The sequence below is a fragment of the Syntrophotalea carbinolica DSM 2380 genome, from assembly GCF_000012885.1.
Lineage (GTDB): Bacteria > Desulfobacterota > Desulfuromonadia > Desulfuromonadales > Syntrophotaleaceae > Syntrophotalea > Syntrophotalea carbinolica.
Genome location: NC_007498.2, coordinates 87,776 through 110,824 on the forward strand (window position 1 = coordinate 87,776; position 23,049 = coordinate 110,824).

At 57.0% G+C, this 23,049-nt stretch carries 20 protein-coding genes; 4 read left to right on the forward strand and 16 right to left on the reverse strand.

The window, feature by feature from the left end:
- Positions 1-87 precede the first annotated feature (87 nt).
- Together PCAR_RS00930 and PCAR_RS00935 are read right to left on the reverse strand one after the other, a co-directional pair.
- The gene (locus PCAR_RS00930) at positions 88-765 is read right to left on the reverse strand and encodes an outer membrane protein (RefSeq protein WP_011339722.1); all 678 of its coding nucleotides are present in this window, start codon (positions 763-765) and stop codon (positions 88-90) included.
- 159 nt (positions 766-924) lie between these two features.
- Complete coding sequence (locus PCAR_RS00935; protein ID WP_011339723.1) at positions 925-2,133, reverse strand: glycosyltransferase family 2 protein; 1,209 nt, start codon at positions 2,131-2,133, stop codon at positions 925-927.
- A gap of 512 nt (positions 2,134-2,645) precedes the next feature.
- Between PCAR_RS00935 and PCAR_RS00940 the strand changes: the two genes are divergently transcribed.
- Positions 2,646-3,143: a hypothetical protein gene (locus PCAR_RS00940; protein WP_011339725.1), complete on the forward strand. Its 498-nt coding sequence runs from the start codon at positions 2,646-2,648 to the stop codon at positions 3,141-3,143.
- A 419-nt stretch (positions 3,144-3,562) separates the two neighbouring features.
- On the opposite strand, the gene PCAR_RS00945 is transcribed toward PCAR_RS00940, so the two are convergent.
- Complete coding sequence (locus tag PCAR_RS00945; protein WP_011339726.1) at positions 3,563-4,102, reverse strand: THUMP domain-containing protein; 540 nt, start codon at positions 4,100-4,102, stop codon at positions 3,563-3,565.
- A gap of 212 nt (positions 4,103-4,314) precedes the next feature.
- On the opposite strand from PCAR_RS00945, the gene PCAR_RS00950 reads away from it, so the two are divergent.
- Together PCAR_RS00950 and PCAR_RS00955 are read left to right on the forward strand one after the other, a co-directional pair.
- Positions 4,315-5,565 (forward strand): IS110 family transposase, encoded by a 1,251-nt coding sequence (locus tag PCAR_RS00950; protein ID WP_011339727.1) that lies wholly within the window; start codon positions 4,315-4,317, stop codon positions 5,563-5,565.
- 448 nt (positions 5,566-6,013) lie between these two features.
- On the forward strand, positions 6,014-6,442 hold the full coding sequence (locus tag PCAR_RS00955) for a regulatory protein GemA (RefSeq protein ID WP_011339728.1): 429 nt from the start codon (positions 6,014-6,016) through the stop codon (positions 6,440-6,442).
- Between the two features lie 99 nt (positions 6,443-6,541).
- Here the strand turns inward: PCAR_RS00955 and PCAR_RS00960 are convergent, their stop codons facing one another.
- The 4 genes from PCAR_RS00960 to cmoA form a co-directional block, all read right to left on the reverse strand.
- Positions 6,542-7,111 carry a flavin reductase family protein gene (locus PCAR_RS00960; protein WP_011339729.1) on the reverse strand — a complete coding sequence of 190 codons (570 nt, stop codon included), beginning with the start codon at positions 7,109-7,111 and terminating at the stop codon, positions 6,542-6,544.
- Between the two features lie 211 nt (positions 7,112-7,322).
- Entirely contained in the window at positions 7,323-7,541 is a 219-nt protein-coding gene (gene dmpI / locus PCAR_RS00965; RefSeq protein ID WP_081424970.1) for a 4-oxalocrotonate tautomerase DmpI, read from the reverse strand.
- Between the two features lie 54 nt (positions 7,542-7,595).
- Entirely contained in the window at positions 7,596-8,570 is a 975-nt protein-coding gene (gene cmoB, locus PCAR_RS00970) for a tRNA 5-methoxyuridine(34)/uridine 5-oxyacetic acid(34) synthase CmoB (protein WP_011339731.1), read from the reverse strand.
- Positions 8,567-9,304: a carboxy-S-adenosyl-L-methionine synthase CmoA gene (gene cmoA / locus PCAR_RS00975; protein WP_011339732.1), complete on the reverse strand. Its 738-nt coding sequence runs from the start codon at positions 9,302-9,304 to the stop codon at positions 8,567-8,569. The genes cmoB and cmoA overlap by 4 nt, the downstream gene beginning before the upstream one ends.
- A gap of 164 nt (positions 9,305-9,468) precedes the next feature.
- Between cmoA and PCAR_RS00980 the strand changes: the two genes are divergently transcribed.
- On the forward strand, positions 9,469-10,002 hold the full coding sequence (locus PCAR_RS00980) for a hypothetical protein (RefSeq protein WP_011339733.1): 534 nt from the start codon (positions 9,469-9,471) through the stop codon (positions 10,000-10,002).
- A 123-nt stretch (positions 10,003-10,125) separates the two neighbouring features.
- Here PCAR_RS00980 and PCAR_RS00985 read toward each other — a convergent pair whose 3' ends face one another.
- From PCAR_RS00985 to mfd, 9 genes are all read right to left on the reverse strand, one after another.
- The gene (locus PCAR_RS00985; protein WP_011339734.1) at positions 10,126-10,458 is read right to left on the reverse strand and encodes a hypothetical protein; all 333 of its coding nucleotides are present in this window, start codon (positions 10,456-10,458) and stop codon (positions 10,126-10,128) included.
- Positions 10,459-10,560: 102 nt separating this feature from the next.
- Entirely contained in the window at positions 10,561-11,070 is a 510-nt protein-coding gene (locus tag PCAR_RS00990) for a rubrerythrin family protein (RefSeq protein WP_011339735.1), read from the reverse strand.
- A gap of 170 nt (positions 11,071-11,240) precedes the next feature.
- The gene (locus PCAR_RS00995) at positions 11,241-11,897 is read right to left on the reverse strand and encodes a potassium channel family protein (protein WP_011339736.1); all 657 of its coding nucleotides are present in this window, start codon (positions 11,895-11,897) and stop codon (positions 11,241-11,243) included.
- A 40-nt stretch (positions 11,898-11,937) separates the two neighbouring features.
- A complete protein-coding gene (locus PCAR_RS01000) occupies positions 11,938-13,311 on the reverse strand; it encodes a TrkH family potassium uptake protein (RefSeq protein WP_011339737.1) in 1,374 nt (457 codons plus the stop codon).
- A gap of 73 nt (positions 13,312-13,384) precedes the next feature.
- Positions 13,385-16,198, reverse strand: a complete 2,814-nt coding sequence (gene uvrA, locus PCAR_RS01005) for an excinuclease ABC subunit UvrA (RefSeq protein ID WP_011339738.1) — start codon at positions 16,196-16,198, stop codon at positions 13,385-13,387.
- Positions 16,199-16,305: 107 nt separating this feature from the next.
- Positions 16,306-17,310 carry a 4-hydroxythreonine-4-phosphate dehydrogenase PdxA gene (gene pdxA / locus PCAR_RS01010; RefSeq protein WP_011339739.1) on the reverse strand — a complete coding sequence of 335 codons (1,005 nt, stop codon included), beginning with the start codon at positions 17,308-17,310 and terminating at the stop codon, positions 16,306-16,308.
- A gap of 232 nt (positions 17,311-17,542) precedes the next feature.
- A complete protein-coding gene (locus PCAR_RS01015) occupies positions 17,543-18,493 on the reverse strand; it encodes a SurA N-terminal domain-containing protein (protein WP_011339740.1) in 951 nt (316 codons plus the stop codon).
- A gap of 56 nt (positions 18,494-18,549) precedes the next feature.
- Entirely contained in the window at positions 18,550-19,473 is a 924-nt protein-coding gene (locus PCAR_RS01020) for a peptidylprolyl isomerase (RefSeq protein ID WP_011339741.1), read from the reverse strand.
- A 68-nt stretch (positions 19,474-19,541) separates the two neighbouring features.
- Entirely contained in the window at positions 19,542-23,027 is a 3,486-nt protein-coding gene (gene mfd / locus PCAR_RS01025; protein WP_011339742.1) for a transcription-repair coupling factor, read from the reverse strand.
- Positions 23,028-23,049: the final 22 nt, after the last annotated feature.

The window sequence follows — 23,049 nt, forward strand, 5'->3', positions numbered from 1 at the left end:
GAGGAAGGTCTTTGTGGCATTCTGAAGGTGGGGTATATAAAAATGGCCCACCCGGGAAGGGCAGGCCATCTCATCTTTAGAATTCGTTTAAAATGAATAAGCCAGACCAAGGCGGGCGGTATGAATCTCCAAATCGATATCTGCCGAGTATGTATCCCCCCACCACGAATCTTCAATCGAGTAACTCTCGCTACCGTAGTCGTCATAAAGATATTCAATCCGTGCAGTCAGGTGCTCGGTGATTTTTTGCTCAATGCCAGCGCCAATCGTCCAGCCGAAATGTGTAGCATTGTCTCCGCCATACCCTGAATCCGTATCATCAACGGCAACCTTCGCAACGGCCAGACCACCGGCAACATAGAACAGCGTGGTGTTGTAGACAAAGCCTGCGCGTGCTCGAAGATGCGCATCCCAGTCAATGTCAAAGGCCGACCAATCATTGTAGGAGTTATTTTTGTCGGCACCTTCACCCAGGTCACCAATGCCGGCATCAGCTTCAAAGCCTAACATAATGTTATCGATCATATAGTTATGGCCGAAGTAAAGTCCACCGACAAATCCCTCAATATCCGCATTAAGATCATACCCGGGATTCCACGAGTCACTATATTCCAAGTCGGCCCATGAGTGGCCCACAAAGCCACCGATGTACGGGCCGGAATAATCAGACAATGCTTCGGCCCCCATCATATTTCCAGCATATACCGGCCCGCTCATCAGGACGGCTACAACCAAAGCCCCAAAAATAGTGCGCAAGCGTAACATTTCTAACCTCCTTGAGTCATTTGTGACATTTTAGTTACATTTATTAAGGTGTAAACATAAAATCAAGTCAACATTACTCCTCGAGAAGGTGGATGTAAAGGGTTTTAACGGGTGCCGCCAAATCGCAATGGTCGGCTTGTTTGTCAGGGGAAAGGCTGCTTAACTCTTTGCCTTCTTGAGCGAACCGGGAACGTATGGGGGGAGGCGTTTGGCGATGCTTTTACGCAGACGACGAAAAAAGCGCATTGTGGGATTGGTTTTTTTTCGGCGGCTGGGGCGGCTTCGTACAGCGGCTTTTTGTCTGTCCATAAGGGCGACGAGGGTCTGGAAGCGAAAATCGGTGGGGGGCGCAGGGGCCGCCGGGATGGGTTCGGTTTTGAACTGGCAGAGGTTTTGCGGGTTGAATCCCGACCGAACCAGGATCTGGACCGTGGTCTTGATCGCCGACTGGAAGTCTCGATTGCGCTTCACATTGGTGGGAGCACAGCCCCGAGGCTCACCGGGCTCGGGGAGAGAGTGCCGCTCCCATAGCTCTTCAAGCCGGTCTTCTTCGGCTATCCGGTAAATAAGCTGGTTCTGCCATCCGTGCTTTTTCGAGTAACCGTTGACGATATGCGTTTTACCCAGGTCGGCTTTGCGGCGGAGCCGTTCCAGGGAGATCCATGAGAGGTGGGCAGCGTAGAATTGATCGGTGCGCAGGGTTTCCACATCTTTGTTGTAAGCCACGTCATGGCTTCCCGCTGCAAGATGCATCCATCCCTGATTGCGGAAAATGACTTTGGAAGGAAAGGGCATATGGAAGAAATTGAGGTTGCCCTTGTAGATTTCCTCGTACTTCCGGAGAGACTCCTTTGGAACGCTGGGATCCACCATGGCTTCATACTCGATGCTCAAATAATCGGACAGGGATTGTTCGTTGAAGTTGCGAGGTAAAATGAAATTTTTCAACGCGTAGCGCAGAGCATGGCAGTTTGCAGGGAGGCTGCCCAGACAGTCCTTCAGGGAACTGCCATTTCGCGAGATCAGAAATTCGTCGGCATCGAAGAAATAGATCCAGTCCGGTTCGGACTGTTGAGCCAGGCCAACGAGCGCATTGATTTGGCCCTCCTCGATAAACTGACCTTCCGTCTGGTTGTAAATATGGATTCGTCCGGGCCAGATGTCTTGAAGATATGCCAGACCGGCGTGGGTTTCGTCGGTACTGCTGTCGTTGAGGACGTAAACCTCGTCCACATGATTGACCAGAGCGTAGCCTATGGACAGAGCGACCAGTCCCCACTCGTTTTTGCACTGGGTGATTCCGGTAATTTTAAAAGGTGCATAGTTGGTTTCCGAAGGGGTCCTGTCGGATTTTATAGCGTTTTTCATGTATTTCATGCCTCGCCATCGATTCTGGTCAAGGCGGCATGGTTCCGCCTTTGTCCCCCATGGGAAGCGCCCATCCGGGGATATGATCAGATCCTGAAGGTCAACATTCCATGAATCGGTCGGTTTGCTGCGGAAAGTCCGGAGTCCTTGTCCGGGCAGGTTGGCAGTGCCGTCGAAGGTGGCAAGTTTTCAGCGATTGTGCCGCCTGGAGGATGGCCGAGCCAGTCCGGCCGGACAGGGGTTGTTGATTAATATGCCTTACTTTATGGCTTGCTGTCCAGTCCGGACGAGGGCGATGGCCGAATTGGGAAGATATTGCACGATCCCGCATGGAAATTCAGCCGGCGGTCTGAATCATGGGGGAAAGTCAGGTATGCTTAAAAACAGTTATGCTCTGTTGTGTCATGGCCAAAGGAGATTTTATAGGGTTTTCAACCACAAGTTGTGCACCGCAGGTTTCGCACGACAACTCGGGGCAGTTGATTTCCAACCGATAAAGAAGGGGATGAGCGATGAAAAAATGGGTATTTATCGTGATGGGGTGTTTTTTCGCCACGGGCGCATGGGCTGAATCGACAGGCTTCCAGTTGAGTTTGACCCCGGATCTGGCCATTCATTCCAGAGCTACCCGCATCAGCGGTGTGACCGTCGGTGTTTGGAGTGAAAATCCACAAGATGCCATAGCGCTCGGCATCGTCAACGGTTCAACGGGCCAAAGTTCAGGCTTGTCCCTTGGTTTGCTGGCCAATTACGCGGAGAACTACAAAGGTGCCCAATTGGCCTGGCTGGCCAATTACTCCTCCGGAAGGTTTGCCGGGTTTCAATGGTCGCTCTTCAACTATGCAGGTAATCTGCATGGCTTTCAACTCGGGCTTATAAATTTTGCAGATACTTGTGACAAAGGTCTTCAGGTTGGATTGATCAACCTCATGAATGAAACGGAAACATGGTTCCGAAATTTTCCCAACGAAGTTGCACCAGCTATGATTCTTCTCAACTGGCGCTACTAAGGCTTTGCCCGAGCCAGTCACCGGTATGGGACGCGGATGTTTGAGATTGTCGTATCTTTTATGAAATCCACTGCATGGAAAGAGTCCGCCGGCTACCCCGGTGGACTCTTCAGGTTCAGGATATAGGACCGGCATCACTGATGGTGAGATAACCCCCATAACATCAAAACGCCCCGAAAATTCTCGGGGCGTTTTGCGATCATATGATTATCTAAGCGAATTCCCGTCGTGGGAAACATTATCGGATTACCCGACTTCTGCAATCCGGGGTTGTGCCATTTTCAATTTAATGAGGCTACTCCTGAGTGACCCGGCGGATCAGAGACAGTCATATGTCTTCCTCCTTTGGATGCGCAAAACCTCTTTTGCGTTTGAGGTATGTAAACTATACCACAAAAAGACGATCATGGCGGCGGAAGTCAATCGACATGCACAAAGGGATAACGATCGTTTAGTTCGCGGGTGATGAAGCCGATGCCGCAGCGGGTGCCGACGGTTTCGATGGCCAATACCGCATCGGGCTTGTCAAAATCGACATGGCCGGAATGCCCCAGGTCGGCCAGCTCATCGAGGATGAAGTTGTCCAGTGCCTGCTCGATGTCGGGCGAGACGATTTCCCCCTTGAGGCCCCGTCGTTCGAGGCGCACATGGAAGCGGTGTTCGCTCATCTGCGGCAGGTAAGGGCGGATGGCCTGACAGGCTTTGGCGAGAAAATCGTCCAGATCGAAGGTGAAGACCTTGTCCAGAGGCACCACGCGGCTTATATCCTGAAAGGCGATGATCCGCTCTTCACGCTGACTTCGGACCGTTTCCAAAAATTGCAGGATGCTGGCGACCCGCCCCAAAGCCACGCCGTGAAATTCTGTTTTGTGAAATTCGCCGTGAGGGGCGAGTTCCTCCAACATCTGGCGGTAGCGGCCATCCTGGGCCATGGTGACAAGTACGTTGAATTCCCACATAGGTCTCTCCCTTGGCTGTTTTTTGAGTTTATCCAAGGTGAGCCGGATGGCAAGTTTACTGAATTATCGAATGAAAAAAAGGCCTTTTACCACGAAGCTTGCTATATTGCAGAAAGCGGTAAGCCCTGTGGATATTGAAATAAAAAGGCTATACCCTTTCTTGGACAACCTCCCGGCAAGTTGGTTAATCCAAGAGACAAAGGGGTATAGCCATGAAGAAGATTCAAACAAAAAAGCTTAAATCCGTCAACAGTAACACCCTTTTGGCTACGGTCGACATTGGAAAGAACGTTCTTTCCGGATACGCCCGCTGTCCTGATCGAAGCGAAGTGAAACCGTTTGATTTTTCCAACAATCTTAAAGGTTTTTCCCGCTTCTGGAACATCCTGATTCGAACGCAGAGGGCTTACGGTCTGGAGCAAATTATTCTCGGCTTCGAATCCACCGGAGCATATGCCGAACCACTGATGCATTTTCTCAAAAACAAGCCGGTGCACCTGGTGCAGGTCAATCCGATGCATACCAAGAGGGTGAAGGAACTTTGCGGCAATTCGCCGAACAAGACGGACCAGAAGGATCCGAAGGTGATCGCCGACATTATTGAGCTGGGCCATGGACTGACCGTGATAATTCCACAGGGAGCGGCAGCGGAACTACGACGGCTCACCCAGGCTCGGGAGAGAGCGGTCAAGCGGCGTACCGCACTGTTCAATCAGCTTCACGACCTGGTGTTTATCAGTTTCCCCGAATTCCTCCAGGTCATGAAGGACATCAAGAGCAAAAGCGCCCAATACCTTCTGCGGCATCACCCGGGACCTGAAGACGTTATGGCCCTGGGCCTAGAGTCCTTGGCCCAAGTTCTGAAACGTATCAGCTGCGGCAAGCTGAAACTGGCGAAAGCCCAGGCGCTTTTCGAGGCCGCCAGAAGTTCTGTCGGCATTCGCGAGGGACGCCTCGGCCTTGGTCTGGAGATTCAGGCAATGCTCGAAGCGATCGAGGTCTGTGAGCGCTTCGTGAAGCAACTGGAAGCCGAGATGGCTCGGCATCTTGAAGAGATTCCTTATAGCCGCCTGCTTCTGTCCATGAAAGGCATCGGCCCGATCACCGTGGCAGGACTGATTGGCGAAGTTGCTGACTTTACGCATTTCGAAACTCAGAAAGAGTTACTCAAGTATGCCGGATTGGACCTTTTCGAAATCAGCTCCGGCAAGCACCGAGGACAGCGGCGCATCTCTAAGCGAGGCCGGCCGCTACTGCGTAAACTGCTCTTTTTCGCGGCCCTCAACACAGTTCGCAAGGGCGGCATCATGCATGAGCCTTACCAGGGGCATCTTCAAAAGGGCATGCCCCGTATCAAGGCCCTGATTGCCATCGCCCGCAAGCTGCTTGGTATCATGCTGGCCCTGGTGCGTACTCAGAGGGAATATAGCCATCAGCAGACGCAACTAGCGCAGGCGGCATAAAAACTCCAGCGTGTAAGCGGGGTGACTACCATTTCGTGTTATTAAGGCGACTTCGTCGACCTTCACGCAAAGCAATCTAGCACCCCGCTTGCACCTTAGCCCAGATAAAGCAAGGTTTGGGCTCTGTCGAGACCCTCGAATCACCAGTGTCGGGCAAGGTGCGATAAAAACTTGACTGGAATAAACCAGGTCACGAAGTACACGAAGGTAAGATCCGGATGTTAAGACCGAAATAGATCATGGGATTAAGCGATGGTAAATCCGCAAGGATCAATCCGGAGTTTTTAATACGATCTGATCGGACCGTTGTCGGGAGGGCGTTGGTTCTCTTCGTGATCTCGGTGTGCTTCGTGGTGAAAAATAAGCCGTCAATCATCGCTGATTAAAGGATATCCCTTTAACGGTAAAAAAAACGATATGTTTTTAGAAGATGGGGAGGAATAACGCCATGCCGGATGTTTCCAGCGATCGGGAATATCGACGCCGTGCCCTGGCCAAGATTCATATCGCCAAAAAGGAACTCGGCTTAAGCGATGAGGAGTATCGCGATCTGGTGAGTTCAGCCGTGCCAGGTAAGCAATCGGCGGCCGATCTGACCGATGGCGAATTGCGCTTACTCCTCGATCGATTGGCGGAACTCGGCTGGCGGCCGCGTCTGCCGCGGGTCGCGGAACGGCCTTTGCCGCCCATGGTATGGAAAGCGCGGGAACTGTGGTTGCAGCTGCACCGGGCGGGGAAGGTTCATAATCCGAGCTGGGCGGCTCTGGGCCGATTCACCAAGCGCATGACCGGCGTCGGCGATCTGCGACGTTTAAGCGTGAAGCAGGCCACGGTGGTCATCGAGGCGCTCAAACAGTGGCTGGAACGGGTGGAGTAGGGTAGGGCCTTTCATATTACCGCAGAGCACGCAGAGTTCGCAGAGAATGTCATGTTTTTAAAAACTTCTCCGCGTGCTCTGCGTACTCTGCGGTAACTTTTACGACAATTCCTTGCCGATACTGAATGCCTGTCCCAGGTACTTGCCGACGCCGTGGTAGTTACGCAGCACCGGCGTGAAGATCAGCGGCTGTACCTTTTCGATGTGGGGGTAGCCCTCGGGGGAGAGGACCGCCTCATCAGCTTTGACATCGGCGATTTCACCGATAAACAGGGTGTGTCCTCCCACTTTAACCGATTGTTGCAGTTTGCATTCGAGGATCAGCGGCAATTCGTCGGCATAGGGTGCGTCGACCAGTTCGCTTTTGACGGGGGTCAGACCGGTGGCGGCGAATTTGTCGGTATCGCGGCCGGAAGCCATCCCGCAGAAATCGGCCTGCCGGGCGAAGGCCTCGGTGGCGACGTTCACGGTGAAGGCCTTGCGATCCAGGATGCTGTCGTGGCTATGGGTGGCCGGACGCAGAGCGATGGAAACACACGGCGGCTTGGAGCAGCAGACACCGCCCCAGGCGATGGTGGCCAGGTTGGGCTGACCGGCTTCATCATAGGTGCCGACCAGCCACACGGGGGTCGGTTGCGCCAGGGTATTGGCTCCGAGAGATTTTTTCATGGGTACCTCGTTTCTGGGTTTTACTATGTTAAATTCAAAAGTCGGGATTTACCGCAGAGGGCGCAGAGATCGCAGAGAAACATCGGTAAATTCATGACGGTTTGTATGGGCTTTCCGGACGATTAAGCCTCTTTTACAACAAGCCACAGAAGAGTTAAAGAACCAACTCCGCGTACTCGGCGATCTCTGCGGTAAACTCGCCGTTAAGGATTCACGGGATCAGCTTGTGCAGGGGCACGCCGCCGACACCGATGTTGTCCACGGGATTTTCATCGATGACGACGATGAATTTTTCGGCCGCAATGCCGGTAACATCGGCGGCGGTTTCGGTTAATTTGGCGATGAGCTGCTCTTTGACTTCAGGGCTGCGGGGGGAGATGGTAAGGGTGATGACGGGCATGCTGTCCTCCTGTAAAAAAGTCAGTAGCATATCGAGGGTAGGTCGTTGTCGGACCCATGTCAAGCGGCGGTATGGCCATGCGACTTAACGCCGCCGGGCAATGACTGCAGCGCGCAGGGGAGCCTGATAACCCTCTATGGTTCGCGTCGGATCGCTGGGATCGAGAAAATCGGGTAGCGATTCGGTATTGATCCAGGGTGTAGGGTGTTGTTCCTCGATCGTGGTCCAGCTGCGATCCACGCAGCGGATATCCTCGAAACCGGCTTTGTTCAACCAGGCTTCCAGACAGGGTACCGTCGGTAAAAAGAAGACGTTGCGCATTTTGGCATAACGGTCGCGGGGGCATAACGCGAGGTCCTGATCGCCATCGAGCACCAACGTTTCAAGGACCAGTTCCCCGCCGGGACGCAGTAACGAAGCCAGTTGCTTGAGCGCCTCGTGGGGCGAGCGCTGATGATAGAGAACCCCCATGTGGAAAATCGTATCGAAATAGCCGTCCATGGGCGGAAGCTCTTCAAGTTTCAGCGGCAGGCAATGCACCTGGGGCAGCTTCAGCCAGCGCTGCAGCAGCACATACTGGCAGAACAGCGGCGGGTAAGGCTCGAGACCAAGGGCCAACTGCGGATTTGCCTCGGCCATGCGCATCAGGTAGTAGCCGCAACTGCTGCCGACGTCAAGGATGCGCCTGCCCTGCAGGGGCGCCAGGTGGGGGGCGATGCGTGCCCATTTCAAATCCGAGCGCCATTCGGTATCGACCGGAATGCCGAAAATGTTGAACGGCCCTTTCCGCCAGGGGCGGAAAGCCATCAGCGTATCGTACAACGCCTGATGTTGCGTTTCGGTAAGATCTTCCGGGGTGCCGATTTCGATCCTCCCCGACGCAAGGTTGCGATGGGATGGCAGGAGATCGGGCAATTGATTCATGAGCGCGGTCAGTCTGCGCGCGTTACCGTCCACGTCGGTCAGCTGCCGGCTTTTTTCGTTCAGCAGGGTGTTCAGGGCCGTTTGCCAGGGGCCGTTGCCGATGGCCTGGCCGGCAGCGCTCAAAAGTTCGATCATGATTTTTCTTTCAGGGCGATAAAGGATGCGAAATTAAACCATTTGAGCCAGGTGTCGACGGCTTTGAAACCGGCCTGATCCAGCCTTTTCCGATGGCTTTCCATGGTTTCGGGGATCAGGACATTTTCCAGCGCTTCGCGCTTCTGGCTGATTTCCATCTGGGAGTAGCCGTTTTCGGCTTTGAAGCGGTAGTAAAAATCCTGCTGCAGCTCGCTGAGCCCGGCATGGGCATGAACGGTTTTTTCCGTCAGCAGCAGGATGCCGCCGGGAACCAGCGCCTGGAAAATACGGTTCAGTATATTCTGGCGATCTGCCGGTGGAATGAACTGCAGGGTCAGATTAAGGATGATCACCGAAGCGTTGCTCATTTCCAGATTGCGGATATCGCTGCAGGCAAAGGAGATGTTCGCCTCCGGCGGTGTTTCCCGCATACGTTCACGGCAGACCTTGAGCATCGGTTCCGAATTGTCCACCCCGACCAGTTCGAAGGGACGCGCCGCATCCATGGCTGAGCAAATGGCCAAATCCAGATTGCCGGTGGAGCAGCCAAGATCGTAGATGCGCGTTTTCGGCTGATAAAAGTGCGCAGCCAGTTGGGCCTGCCTGTGTATCAGCTCCCGGTAGCAGGGTACGGAGCGGTTAAGCATATCGTCGAACACTTCCACCACCGATGCGTTGAATTCAAAGGGCGGAACCGGTTTTTGTGGACGGGAAAACAAAGAATCCTTGGTCATGGGCAGCTCTTTTCCGTGTTGATGGGGCACCGTACGGGCGAACGGTGGCGATTATAGCAGAGATGGTCGGTGTCGACAGTTAAAATTCCGTGGTTGCGCATTGGGCCGAATGCCCTTAAAATTATGGTGAATTTATAATTTCAGGCAGGCAAAGGAGGCCGATTATGCTGAAATCCCTTGGACAAGTGGTTTTATTGGCCATTTTGATGGCCGTGATGGCGGCACCGGTGTGGGCCGGTCGCGGTGGCGGCAACGGTGGCGGGCAAGGCGGTAATCACGAGTGGGACAAGTCTTCTTCCAATCGACAGGCGGAACCGGATGCGACGCGTGGCCTTGAGCGCGCCGAAGAGCGCCGTGCCGAACAGGCTAAAGAGCATGCCCGCAGCGGTGAACATGCGTCATCTCACGACAAGCAGATGACCCGGGACAAAATGAAAGACAAGGCCGACAAATATGACCGGGATCGCGACCGTGAGCGGATGCATGACGGGGCCGACTCGAAGCAAAAAATGAAAGCCAAGGAAAAAGCCAAAGGCAACGCAGGAGATATGTCCGGCGATCGGGAGCGTGACCGGGACCGCGATCGCAGCGACGGTTACTCCAAGGGGAACGGCAAAGGGGAAAAAGGTCCCGCCGGCAAAGCCTCCGGTGAGTCCAGCCAGGGGAAAAAACGCTGGTGGTGGCCTTTCGGCGAATAGGCCCATGTTTCATACGCTATAACTGCCGGGCTGCATATCAATTGCAGCCCGGTTTTGTCGTTTAACAGCCGGCAGTGCGAGGCATCAGACAGCCGGGGCCGACGATGCGGCAAGGACTTTTGGTCAGCGGTGCAGACTGGTACCGCAGCGCGCACAGGTCAGGGAACTGGTGGTGGTGACCCGGTGGCCGCAGGACGGGCAGTTGAACCAGAACTTGCAGTATCGGCACTGGTGTTCGTTAAGCCCCTGTTTTTTTCCGCATTTGGGGCATTGCCGATACATCTTTCGCTGTTTCACGTAGTCGTCAAACAGCAGTCCGCAGCGGGGACATTCCTTGGTGCCGGGCTTACTGATGGTGGCTCCGCAGGTCGGCAGCGGACAGACGAAAACGGTTTTACACGCGCTGCACCAGTACTTGCCTTTTTTCTCTTCCTTGCATACCGGACATTTTTCCATAGACAATCCCCCTGGAGTGGCCAAAGACCTTCAGCTCAAACAAATATCGGGTGATCCGCTTAAAGCGAATCACCCGATGATAACACGCTTTATGCAAATAACTCAGTCGACCTTGAAGAAAGCCATGGGGGCCGCTTTGCAGACGCTGCAGGGCTCCTGCGGTTCGGCTTCGAGGGTGTTGCCACAGACCTTGCACACCCAGTAGTCGACGCTTTCGTTATTGCCGAGGTTGGCCAGAGCTTTTTCGTAAAGCTCGGCATGGACTTTCTCCACCTCATTGGCATAGCTGAGAGTGCGTTCGGCGGCCTTGAAGCCTTTGGCCTTGGCCTCCTCGATCATGGGCGGATACATTTCCTTGAATTCGTGGGTTTCGCCGCCAACGGCCTCTTTAAGGTTGTCGAGGGTCGATGCGATCCCGCCAACGGCGCGCAGATGGGCATGGGCATGCACGGTTTCAGCTGCGGCGGCGGCACGAAACAGTTTGGCTACCTGGGGATGTCCTTCGCTATCGGCTTTTTCGGCAAAAGCCAGATATTTACGGTTGGCCTGGGATTCTCCGGCAAAAGCTTCCAGAAGATCCTGTTCGGTTTTGGTGCCTTTCAGATCGGACATGGCTGTTAGTCTCCTATCGTATGCGGGGTAATTGAATAGCGGGCAATAATGTTGCCATTCTTATCAATATTTTCGAGTCTGTCAACCTTGCTGTTGTCCTTCCGTAACCGACAAGCGGCGTTTGCAGGCCGCAGGTTTCAGCCGGGGAAAAGGGCGTGTGCAAGAATCCATTACTTGGATTGACAGGCTTTCTCCACATCTTCGGCTTTACCGATCAACACCAGCAGGTCGCTGTCCTTGATAAGGTGGGTCGGTGACGGCAAGGTATTGAAGTCGCCGGTGAGCATGTCGCGGATACCGATAACGGTTACCTGGTATTTGCGGCGCAGGTCGAGTTCGATAAGGTTTTTCCCGATGAAATGATTGGGGGGGGCTACTTCGGTGATGGAATAATCCTCGGCGATGGGGATGAACTCGAGAATGTTGGACGAACACAGCCCCTTGGCGGTTTTAACCGCCATATCCTTTTCCGGGAAGATAATATCCGTTGCTCCGACCTTTTCCAGAATACGGCCGTGGTCTTCGTCGATAGCCTTGACCAGGATTCGCGGAACATTCATTTCCTTCAGATGCAGGGTGATGAGGGTTGACAGGTGGGATCGCTCCCCAGTGGAGAGGATCACCGCATCCATTTCAGAGATACCCTGCCCCTTGAGAAACTCCTTGTTGGAGGCATCCCCGAAGACGGCGTACGACGATGAGTTTTTAATGCGTTGCACCTTGTCTTGATTCAGATCGATGGCGATCACTTCATGCCCTTCTTCGTACAGGGTTTTGGCGACGTGAAAGCCGAAATTTCCCAAACCAATGACGCAAAATCGTTTCATGGCGAAATTCTCCCCAACAGTTTAAAGGTTGACGCGCTGGTCAACCGATCATGATGTTTTCTTCGGCGTAGTGTACGGCGCCTTCCCGGGATCGGCGAATCATGGTAAAGGCCACGGTAAGCAGTCCGACCCGGCCGATGAACATCAGCACGATGACGATCAGTTTGCCGGCCGGTACCAGTTTGGCCGTGGCGCCGAGGGATAGACCGACGGTGGCAAATGCCGAAACAGCTTCGAACGTGTATTCCAGAAACACACCGCGGCTGGCCATGGCCGGCATGCCCTGCATCTGGACCGCCAGCAAGGAAAAGACGGCAAAGGCCACAAACAACAAGGCGGTCATGACCAGGGTCAGGGTCTTGGTAACGGCCGCTTCCGGCAGGGTGCGTCGAAAGACGTTGGTGTGCGGGTTACCTTTGAGGCGACTGTGCATAATGGCGACGAACAGTGCCAGACTGGTGGTTTTGATGCCGCCCCCGCATGAGCCCGGAGACGCTCCGACGAACATCAGGAACATCATCAGAAACAGCGTCGGCACCTCGAAAAGGTTGAGGTCGATGGAGTTGAAGCCGGCGGTGCGGGCGGTTATGGATTGGAACAGGGTCACCCAGATGCTCTCGGCGGTATTCATGGAAGCCAGGGCGGAGGGGGCTTCAAGCACGCCGATGAGCAGTGCGCCGCCGATAATCAGCACGGCGGTGGTCATGAATACCAGTCGCGAGTGCAGGGACAACCGCCGCCGGCGGCGTCGGTTGTGTTGCTTGCTGAGATCGAATATTTCCTTGATCACCAGAAAACCGATGCCGCCGAGGATGATCAGGGCCATGAGGGTGATATTGACCAAGGGGTTGGCGCGATAACCGATCATGCTGTCGGCGTTCAATGAGAAACCGGCATTGCAGAACGCCGAAATACTGTGAAAAACGGCGCTGTAAAGGCCTTTGCTCCAGCCCATCTGCGGCACAAAGGCCGTGGCGAGCAAGGCGGCACCGACGCCTTCGATAACCAGGGTGTAGCGAAAAATACTCCGCACCAGATCGCGCAGCGAATCGACCGGCGTATGCAACAGGGTTTCCTGAATCACCCAGCGATCGCGAATGCCGACGCCCATGCCGAGATAGAAGAACAGGTAGACGGAGAAGGTGGTAATCCCCAAGCCTCCGATCTGGATCAGCAGCAGTACCACCAACTGCCCGAAAAGGGTCAGTTTTGTGCCGGTATCGACCACGATCAGGCCGGTGACGCACTGGGCCGAGGTGGCCGTGAACAAGGCGTCAAGAAACGATAGCGGCGCGCCCTGCGCGGCAAAGGGCAGGGTCAGCAGCGCGGCGCCGATGAGGATGGCAAAACCGTAGTACAGAATCAGCATCCATCCCGGATCGAGGTTTTTGATTTGCAGAAAAGGTCGTGTCATGAAGATTCGTCCTTGCTTACGGAGTGCTTCCGGCACCGGGTGCTAAGCTGCCGATGGCGCGCAAGCCCTCCGGCTAAAGATCGAGATAAGGGCGCAGATAGCGACCGGTATAAGAGCGAGAGCAGCGGGCCACATCCTCGGGGGTGCCGCTGACGACGATTTCGCCACCGCGGCTGCCGCCCTCCGGTCCCAGATCGATGATATGATCGGCAGTTTTGATGACGTCGAGATTGTGCTCGATAATGACCACTGTGTTGCCGGCATCGACCAGGCGGTGCAGAACGTCGAGCAGTTTCTGGATATCGGCGAAGTGCAGCCCGGTGGTCGGTTCATCGAGGATGTAGATGGTTCGCCCGGTACTGCGTTTACCCAGTTCCTTGGCCAGTTTGACGCGTTGCGCTTCACCGCCCGAGAGGGTGGTGGCGCTTTGCCCCAGCTTGATATAGCCCAGCCCGACATCGCGCAGCATTTCCAGCTTGTTGCGGATGCGCGGGATGTTTTCCATGAAGGTCAGGCCCTGATTGACGGTCATATCCAGAACTTCGGCGATATTCTTGCCTTTGTAGCGTACTTCCAGGGTTTCGCGGTTGTAGCGCGCCCCTTTGCAGACTTCGCACTGCACGTAGACATCCGGCAGAAAGTGCATCTCGATTTTGAGGATGCCTTCGCCCTGGCAGGCTTCGCAGCGTCCGCCCTTGACGTTGAAGGAGAAGCGTCCCGGTTTATAGCCGCGCAGCTTGGCTTCCGGCAGCTGGGTGAACAGATCCCGGATATCGGTAAAAACGCCGCTGTAGGTCGCCGGATTGGAGCGTGGCGTACGGCCGATGGGAGACTGGTCGATGTCGATGACCTTGTCCAGGTGTTCCAGACCGCGGATTTCGCCGACTTTGCCGGCTTTATCCCGCGAACGGTAAAGTCGCTGGGAAAGGGCTTTGAACAGGGTGTCGATGATCAGGGTCGATTTGCCCGATCCCGAGACCCCGGTGACGCAGGTCATGATCCCCAGGGGAATGGTGACCTGCACGTTTTTGAGGTTGTTTTCCTGCGCTCCGACGATCTCCAGGTAACGGTCGCTGCTGCGCCGTTCCGGAGGCAGCGGAATACTCATCTCGCCGGACAGGTAGCGGCCGGTAAGGGATGCCGGGTCGGCCAGGATCTGCTTGGGGGTGCCCTGTGAAACGATCTCGCCGCCATGGACGCCGGCGCCCGGCCCCATGTCGATGACATGATCCGCTTCGAGGATGGTTTCCTCATCGTGCTCCACGACCAGTACCGTGTTGCCCAGATCACGCAGACGCATGAGGGTGTCGAGCAAGCGCCGATTGTCCCGTTGATGCAAGCCGATGGAGGGTTCGTCGAGAATATACAATACCCCCACCAGGGACGAGCCGACCTGGGTGGCCAGGCGGATACGCTGGCCTTCGCCGCCCGACAGGGTTCCCGAGGCCCGGTCCAGACTCAGATAGTCGAGGCCCACGTAGGTCAGAAACGACAGGCGCTCGCGGATTTCCTTGAGAATCCGGCGCCCGATTTCGAATTCCTTGTCCGATAGGCGCAATGCCTCGAAGAAGCCTTCCGCCTCATGGATGGACAGGGCGCAGACCTCCTGAATATTGCTGCCGCCGACCCGGATAAACAGCGATTCCGGCCGCAGCCGTGCTCCCTGGCAGGTTGGACAGGGCATCACGTTCATGTAGCGCTCGAGGTTCTCCCGCACACGGTCCGAGTCAGTTTCGTGGTAGCGGCGTTCCAGGTTGGGGATGATGCCTTCGAACGGCTTTTCGTAGTAATGACGGCGGTCGCCCTGGTCGTAAAAAAACCGTACGTTTTCCTTGCCCGAGCCGTACAGCAGAATCTGGCGGATGCGCTCCGGCAGCTTGGCGAACGGGGTGAGGATATCGAACTCGTAGTGGTCGGCCAGCGCCTCCAGCAACTGGTGATAGTAATAGCCGGTGCGTGTCTCCCAGGGTACCACCGCGCCTTCGCGCAAGGACAACTCCGGATTGGGGACGACTTCTTCCGGGTCGAAGTACATGCGCGTGCCGAGCCCCGAACAGGCTGGGCAGGCACCGTAAGGATTGTTGAAGGAGAACATGCGCGGCGTAATCTCCGGGTAAGAAATGCCGCAGTCGGCGCAGGCGTGCTGTTCCGAAAACAGGTGGCTTTCGCCGTCGACTTCTTCCACCCGTACAATGCCCTCGGCCAGGCGCAGGGCCGTCTCCAGGGAATCGGCCAGGCGGCTTTCGATGCCCGGCCGGATCACCAGACGGTCGACCACCACCTCCAGAGTATGCTTCTTGTTTTTCTCCAGGGCGATATCCTCGGCCAGTTCCCGCATTTCACCGTCGATGCGGATGCGCACGAAACCGTCCGCCTGCAGTTGACGCAGTTCCTTGCGGTATTCGCCCTTGCGGCCGCGGACGATGGGGGCCATCAGCAGCAGCTTGGTCTTTTCCGGCAGGTTCATGATGCGGTCGACCATCTGTTGTACGGTCCAGGAGGAAATCTCCTTGCCGCATTTGTGACAGTGAATATGGCCGACGCGGGCGAACAGCAGTCGCAGATAGTCGTAGATTTCGGTGACGGTGCCAACCGTGGAACGCGGGTTTTTGGAGGTGGTTTTCTGCTCGATGGAGATGGCCGGCGACAGCCCTTCGATACTCTCCACATCGGGTTTGGACATCTGCTCCAGAAATTGGCGGGCATAGGCCGACAGGCTCTCCACATAACGGCGCTGGCCTTCGGCATACAGCGTGTCGAAGGCCAGGGTGCTTTTTCCGGAGCCGGATACGCCGGTAATCACCACCAGCTGATCGCGGGGAATGGTAACGTCGATGCCCTTGAGGTTGTGCTCGTTGGCGCCTTTGATGACAATTTTATCGGCCATGGTGTTAAACCTTGAAAATCGGTGATTGGTGATTAGTGACAAGTGATTGGCGAAAGAAAACCCTAAAACCAGTCACTAGTCACCAATTACTAATTACTAATTACGAGTCACTGCTTTTCAGCCATCTGCGCCGCCATGGTCACGGCGGCGACGAGGCTGCTGCAGTCCGCTTTGCCGGTACCGGCCAGATCGTAGGCGGTGCCGTGATCGACGGAGGTGCGGATGATGGGCAGCCCCAGAGTTACGTTGACGCCGTCCTCGAAGTGCAACAGTTTCAGAGGAATCAGCCCCTGGTCATGGTACATGCAGACCACGGCGTCGTAATCGCCCCGGGCGGCAAAATGAAACAGGGCATCGGCACTGTGGGGACCGCTGGCGTTGATACCGCATTGGCGAGCCGCGGCGATGGCGGGAGCGATGATACGCTCTTCCTCATCGCCGAAACGGCCGCCTTCACCGGCGTGGGGATTGAGGGCCAGTACCGCCAGACGCGGATTCCGACAGCCGAAAAAACGACGGAAAGCGCTGTCGGTAATGCGTATGGTGGCGACGATGTCCTCGGTGGTGAGGGTGTCGGGAACCTCTTTTAATGGCAGATGGGTGGTGACCAGACAGACTTTGAGGTGTGCCCCGCCAAGCATCATGACGACCTTGTCGGTTCGGCAGCGCCGGGCCAGCAGTTCGGTATGTCCGGGCGCGTCGCAGCCGGCGGCCAGGATGGCCTGTTTGTTGATGGGGCCGGTAACCATGGCAGCGGCCGTACCCTTCAGGCACTGGTCGCAGGCCCAGTTTATGTAGTCCAGCATGGCTTTGCCGCAATGGGCGTCAGGGTGCCCCCAGCTCAGTTGTGGGGCCGGCAGGTTCGACAGGGAACGCACTGCAAGGCGGCGATTACCGGCTTGCAGCATGTGTGTAGCCAGGCCATCGGCGATTTCGCCGGTAGTGCAATCCGCTTGCAGCAGGTGAGCCGCGCGTTGCAGCACCGCAGTATCGCCGGCGACCAGCAGGGGGCGTTTGACACCGTCGAGGGCGCCACTGAGCCAGGCTTTGAGGATGACTTCGGGGCCGACCCCGGTCGGGTCGCCCATGGTAAGGATCAGGGGTTTGTGCATGACAATACTCCGCTTTTTCCGAATGACCCGTAAGTATAACGCCCGAGGAGTGGTTCCGACAACCGAAAACATCCCCGGTGCTGATGGCCGGGCTTGTCTGAGGGGCGCCGGTTTGCCTGGCTCGGCCTGTCTTGAGCCGCGAAAGGGTGCCGCTCAACAGGCGTTGGTTTGGGGTATGTAAAAAACCCCGCCTGGATAGACGGGGTTTTGAAATCGAGGATGCTGTCGGCGCTTAGAGACGTTTTTCGATATCGGCTTCCTTGCGCAGATTTTCAGTCCATTCGGTAAGGGCTGCCGCACGTTTGTCTTCCATCAATTTACGGCTGATTTGTTCTTTGACGGTCTCGAAGGTCTGGGTGTCGCCGGGATTACGCTCGTCCAGGCGCAGGAGGTGGAAGCCTTCGGGCGTTTCTATGATTTCCGAAACCTGACCGACGGACAGGCCGCTTATGGCGCGATTGAAGCTTTCGGACAGGCTGCCTTCGGTAATTTTGCCCATGTCGCCGCCGTCGACGCCGCTGGTGGCGGCGTTCTGCATGAGAACCTCGAGGAAGTCCTTGCCTCGGCGTAACTGCTGCAGAGCGTCTGCGGCCTTGGCGCGCATGGCGGCGATGTCGGCGGGCGTATTGCCGGGTGGCAGCCGGAAGGTGATACGGCTCAGCCGCAGGTACGGATCGTTGCGATAGTCGTCCAGGTGGCTCCGATAATAGTCGCGCATTTCGGTGTTGGTGACTTCGACTTTACTCTGGATCTCCCGGCCGATCAGTTGAAAATTCAGCAGCTGTTGACGTAAACGTTCCCGGTAGTCGTCAAAGTTGATGCCCTGTGCCACCAGTGCCTGCTTGAGTTGCTCGCGGGTGATGTTGTTTTGCGCCTGTACATCGTTGATCGCCTGTTCGACGGCTTCGTCGGAAACGTGCAGCCCCAGTTTTTCGATGCGCTGGTTCAACAGGGTGTCCTCGATGAGTTTGTCGAGCATCTTATGGCGCAGTTCCTCGCGTTGGACGGGCGTAATGCCGGTTTCCTGCGCCTCGGCGGACAGCATTTTGTCGATTTCCCGGTCGAGCTGGGCGGTGGTGATAATGTCCTGGTTGACGATGGCGGCGATGCGGCTGATGGTTTCAGCCGAGAGAGGGCTGGTCGCCAGCATCAGTAAGGCGATGGACAGGATAAGGTATTTCATGGGAGCCGTTCCTCGCATGGGTTGTTTCTGTCTGCAGGTGCCGGACAGAAAAGAGCTTACATTAAGGTCCAGTCGATTTCGATGGCGGCTTCTTGTCGCAGAGACTGCAGCCAATCCTGGTAAAGCTGTTCTTCCTGTTGCTTGCGCAATTGGGCGACAATCTCGCCACGCACCGTGTCAAGGTCGGGCGGCCGGGCCGGAAGATGCTGCTCGACAAGAAAAATGTGATAGCCGTAATCGCTTTCGGTCAAGTCGCTGATACGACCGGCCGGCAGACCGAATACAGCCTTGTCGAAGGCCTCCGGCATTTCGCCGCGGGCGAACGTACCCATGTCGCCACCCTGATCGGCATCGGGGGAGATGGAACAGCGGCGCGCAACTTCAGCGAAAGGCGTGCCCTGGCGCAGCATTTCCAGTGCCTGGCGTCCCTGAGCCTCATCCGGGACGGTGATCTGGCGGGCTTTGACCTGTTCTGGGCGAGCAAAGCTCTGGCGATGAGCGGCAAAATAGGCGTTGATTTCTTCGTCGGCAATATCGACCTTGTCCCGAACCATGAGGGCGAGGACTTTTTCCACCAGCAGCTGTTCCTGCAGAAGACGCTGCCAATCTTCCACGGCAAGGCCCTGGTCGGCCAGCATGCGTTCGAAGTCGCCGCTCGGATAGCGGTCCAGATGACTGGCGATGGCCTGCTGCAGTTCCGCCGGCGTAACGCTCAACTTGCGTCTGGTTGCTTCGGCCAGCAACAGCTCATGATCGATGCGCTGTGCCAGATAGGAGCGACGCAGCGCCTGTTCTTCATCTTTGGGGAGGACGCGGTCCCTTGGCAGGATCTGCGCGAAATCGTGTTGAAACTGCTCCAGGGAAACGGTTCGTCCATCGATGCGTAACAGCACCTGAGACGGCAGCCGATCCTGATCCTTGCAGGCCGGCAGGAGCATGAGCAGAAGCAGAATGATGGTGGCTAACCCGCAGCGGGGCATCAGGTTGACTCCTTGAAAAGGCGGGCCGAAGGGTGCCGGGCGCCGCCAGGTGGGTAAACGTAACATAGCTAAATGAGGCCTTGCAACGCTTTTTTAGCCTCGCCCAACGCGGCTTCGCCGGGCTGTCTGCCGAGACGTATGCCGAGGCGGAAGTCAGGAGAAAAGCTGTACTTTTTAGGATCCATGTCGAGCAATGCGATGATTTTGTCCGGCTGCACCGGCGTGTCCTGGGCGAACCCGAAGGTCAGGCTGTGGCCATCGTAGTCGGCGGTGGCGATGCGCAGTCGTTTCATCAGTACCCGCAGTTTCATGACCTCCATCAGCAGCAGGGTCGGATCGGGGGGATCCCCGAAACGGTCACGCAATTCGTCGGCCAGGTCGTAAAGGGTTTCTTCGTCTTCGGCGGAAGCCAGTTGTTTGTAAAACACCAGCCGCTGGTTGGGGTCGGGCAGGTATTTTTCCGGCAGAAAAGCCGAAAGCCCAAGACGGATCTCGGGGTCGATACGGTCTTCCCGTTGTTGGCCTTTAAGTTCCGCAATGGTGTCTTCCAGCAGTTCGGCATACATCTCGAAACCGATGGCCGCGATCTGTCCCGACTGCTTGGGACCGAGCAGGTCGCCGGCGCCGCGCAGCTCCAGGTCGTGGCTGGCAATGCGGAAGCCGGCACCGAGTTCGGTCAGCTCGGTCAAGACCCTCAGCCGTTCACGTGCTTCGTGGGTCAGGGTGCTCTCGCCGGGGATCAGCAGATAGGCGTAGGCACGCAGGTGCGAGCGCCCGACCCGACCGCGCAGCTGGTATAGCTGGGCCAGCCCGAAACAGTCGGCGCGATTGACGATAATGGTGTTGGCGCGGGGGATATCGAGGCCGTTTTCGATGATGGTGCTGCACACCAGCACGTTGGTTTTGCCTTCCACGAAGTCCATCATCACCGCTTCCAGAGCTTTTTCGGTCATCTGGCCATGGCCGACGGCCACGGTTGCTTCGGGAACCAGACTCTGAATGAATTCGGCCATGGCGCCGATATTCTGTACCCTGTTATGCACGAAAAAGACCTGTCCGCCCCGGCGCAGTTCATTGAGGATGGCCTGGCGGATCAGATCGTCGTCGAAGCGGCTGACGTAAGTGCGTATAACCTGGCGGTCCACCGGCGGCGTGTCGATGACCGACAGGTCGCGCAGTCCCAGCAGGCTCATGTGCAGGGTGCGCGGAATGGGCGTTGCGGTGAGGGTCAACAGGTCGACTTCGGCGCGCAGCTTTTTCAGGCGCTCCTTGTGGGTGACTCCGAAGCGCTGTTCCTCGTCGACGATCAGTAGGCCCAGATCCTTGAAGCGTACGTCGCGTTGCAGCAGTCGGTGGGTGCCGATAAGGATGTCGATCTTGCCGTCGGCGGCTTGCTGCAGAATCTGTTTCTGTTCGGCGGAGCTGTTCAGCCGCGACAGGGACGCAACGGTGACCGGTGTGTCCTTCAGTCGCTCGGCAAAGGTCTGCCCGTGTTGGCGGGCCAGGATGGTGGTCGGAACCAGTACGGCGACCTGTTTGCCGTCCAGAGCCGCTTTGTAGGCCGCGCGGATGGCCACTTCGGTCTTGCCGTAACCGACGTCGCCGCAGATCACCCGGTCCATGGCCCGCGGAGTTTGCATGTCCGTCAGCACATCGTTGATAGCGGCCATTTGGTCGGCGGTTTCCTCGTAGGGAAAGGCCGCCTCGAATTCGCGGAACATGGCATCCGGCGGCGAATAATGAAAACCTTCGTGCATTTCGCGGCGTGCATAGATCTGCAGCAGCTCGCGGGCCAGTTCTTCGACCGCGGCACGGGCCTTGAGTTTGGCCTTTTCCCAGGCGCCGCCGCCCATGCGGTCGAGGCGCGGCATGGCACCTTCGGCGCCGACATATTTCTGGATCTTTTCGATGCGCTCCACCGGCAGGTAGAGACGATCCTTGCCGGCGTATTCCAGATTCAGAAAGTCGCCTTCGTTGCCTTGCAGTTGCAGGTGCTGCAGGCCCTGGTAGCGTCCGATGCCGTGGTCGGCATGCACCACCAGATCCCCTTCGCGCAGTTCGGCCAGGGAGGAAAGCCGGGCTTTGGCCCTGGCTTCGGCAGCGCCGCTGCGGCGACGGGCTCGACGCCCGAAAATCTCTTCCTCGGTGATGATGGCCAGGTGTTCATCCGGCAGGCGGAATCCGCTGGACAGCTCGCCCAGGGTGATGACGGGGCGGCCCGGTTCGAGTTTGGCGATATCGATGCCGTCGCGCAACGGCAGGTCGAGGCCGCGTCCCGCCAGCAGGGCCTGCAGGCGTTCGGCCTGGCCCTGCTGATGACAGACCAGCAGCAGGCGCCAGTTCTGCTTCTGCCAGCCGTGCAGGCGGCTGGCCAGTTGCGCGGCCAGGCCACCGTCCTGTTGCTGATTGCTGCGCAGGTCGGCATTGCTTTCGGTATGCAGTGCCACCCGCGGCGTCTGTTCCTCCAGGTCATACAGACGCAGAGTCGTGACGTCGATGTGCGGCAGAAGGGCGAGGCTGTCGGCCAGCTCGTTTCCGCTCAGGTAGAGAGCATCCCCGGGCAGATACAGCTCGCCATGGTTCGCCATGCGATGTTCGCCTTCGCTGATTTCATCGCTGAGCCGATCCATTTCCTGGGCGATGGCCGGAGGGTCGAGACGCACCAGTCGACCGCCGGTGACGTAGTCGAAAATAGTGTCGAGTCCGTCGTAGCACAGGGGCATGAAGAAGCTGTGTCCCGGACCGAGCAGTCCTTCGCGTGCTTCCTCGAGCAGGGCTTCGCGTTGAGGTCGCGCTATGCCGAGAGCATCGGCGCGTTGTTTAAGGGTTCGCGCGAAGGTTTCCAGGTGCTCGCCGGCCAGGATCATTTCCCTTGCCGGCAGCAATTCCAGCGAGGCTATGTGGTGTTCGCGGGAACGCTGGGTGGTGGGATCGAAGGGGCGCATGCGTTCGATCTGGTCGCCGAAAAATTCGATGCGCACCGGTTCCGGCAGGGTCGGCGGGTACAGATCCAGCAGATCGCCGCGCACGGAGAAGGTGCCGGGATCTTCCACCAGCGGTACGGCATGGTAGCCGAGTTCGGCCAGGTGCGGCAGCAGGGCTTCGCGGGGGTGAAGCTCCTGTTCCCGCAGGCAGCTGCGCAGCCCGGCGAGCACGCGTCGCGGCATGACCCGCTGCATGACGGAGCGCACGGTCATGACCAGCGCCAGGGCGCGCCCGTCGGCCAGCGCCGCCAGTGTTGCCAGGCGAGTGGCTTCGATCGCGGGGTGGGGCAGCAGGGCTTCGTAGGGGCGCATTTCCCAGTGGGGCAGGTAAAATACCTGGTCGGGGCGACCCAGATAAAAGCCGAGATCGGCGGTTATGCGAACCGCTTGTTCCTGGCTGGCAGCCAGTATCAGCAAAGGGGCGGGGTTTTCGGCCAGCAGGCGCGCAAGCACGAAGGCGCAGCTGGTGCCGGTCATGCCCAGTAGTTCAGTGTGAGGCAGGCCCTCCAGGGTGGCGGCTAATTCGTCCAGGGCCGGATGGAGTTCCGTATGGGGATCAGAAGGTGTCATGCATCAAAAAGAGCGGGGGCGC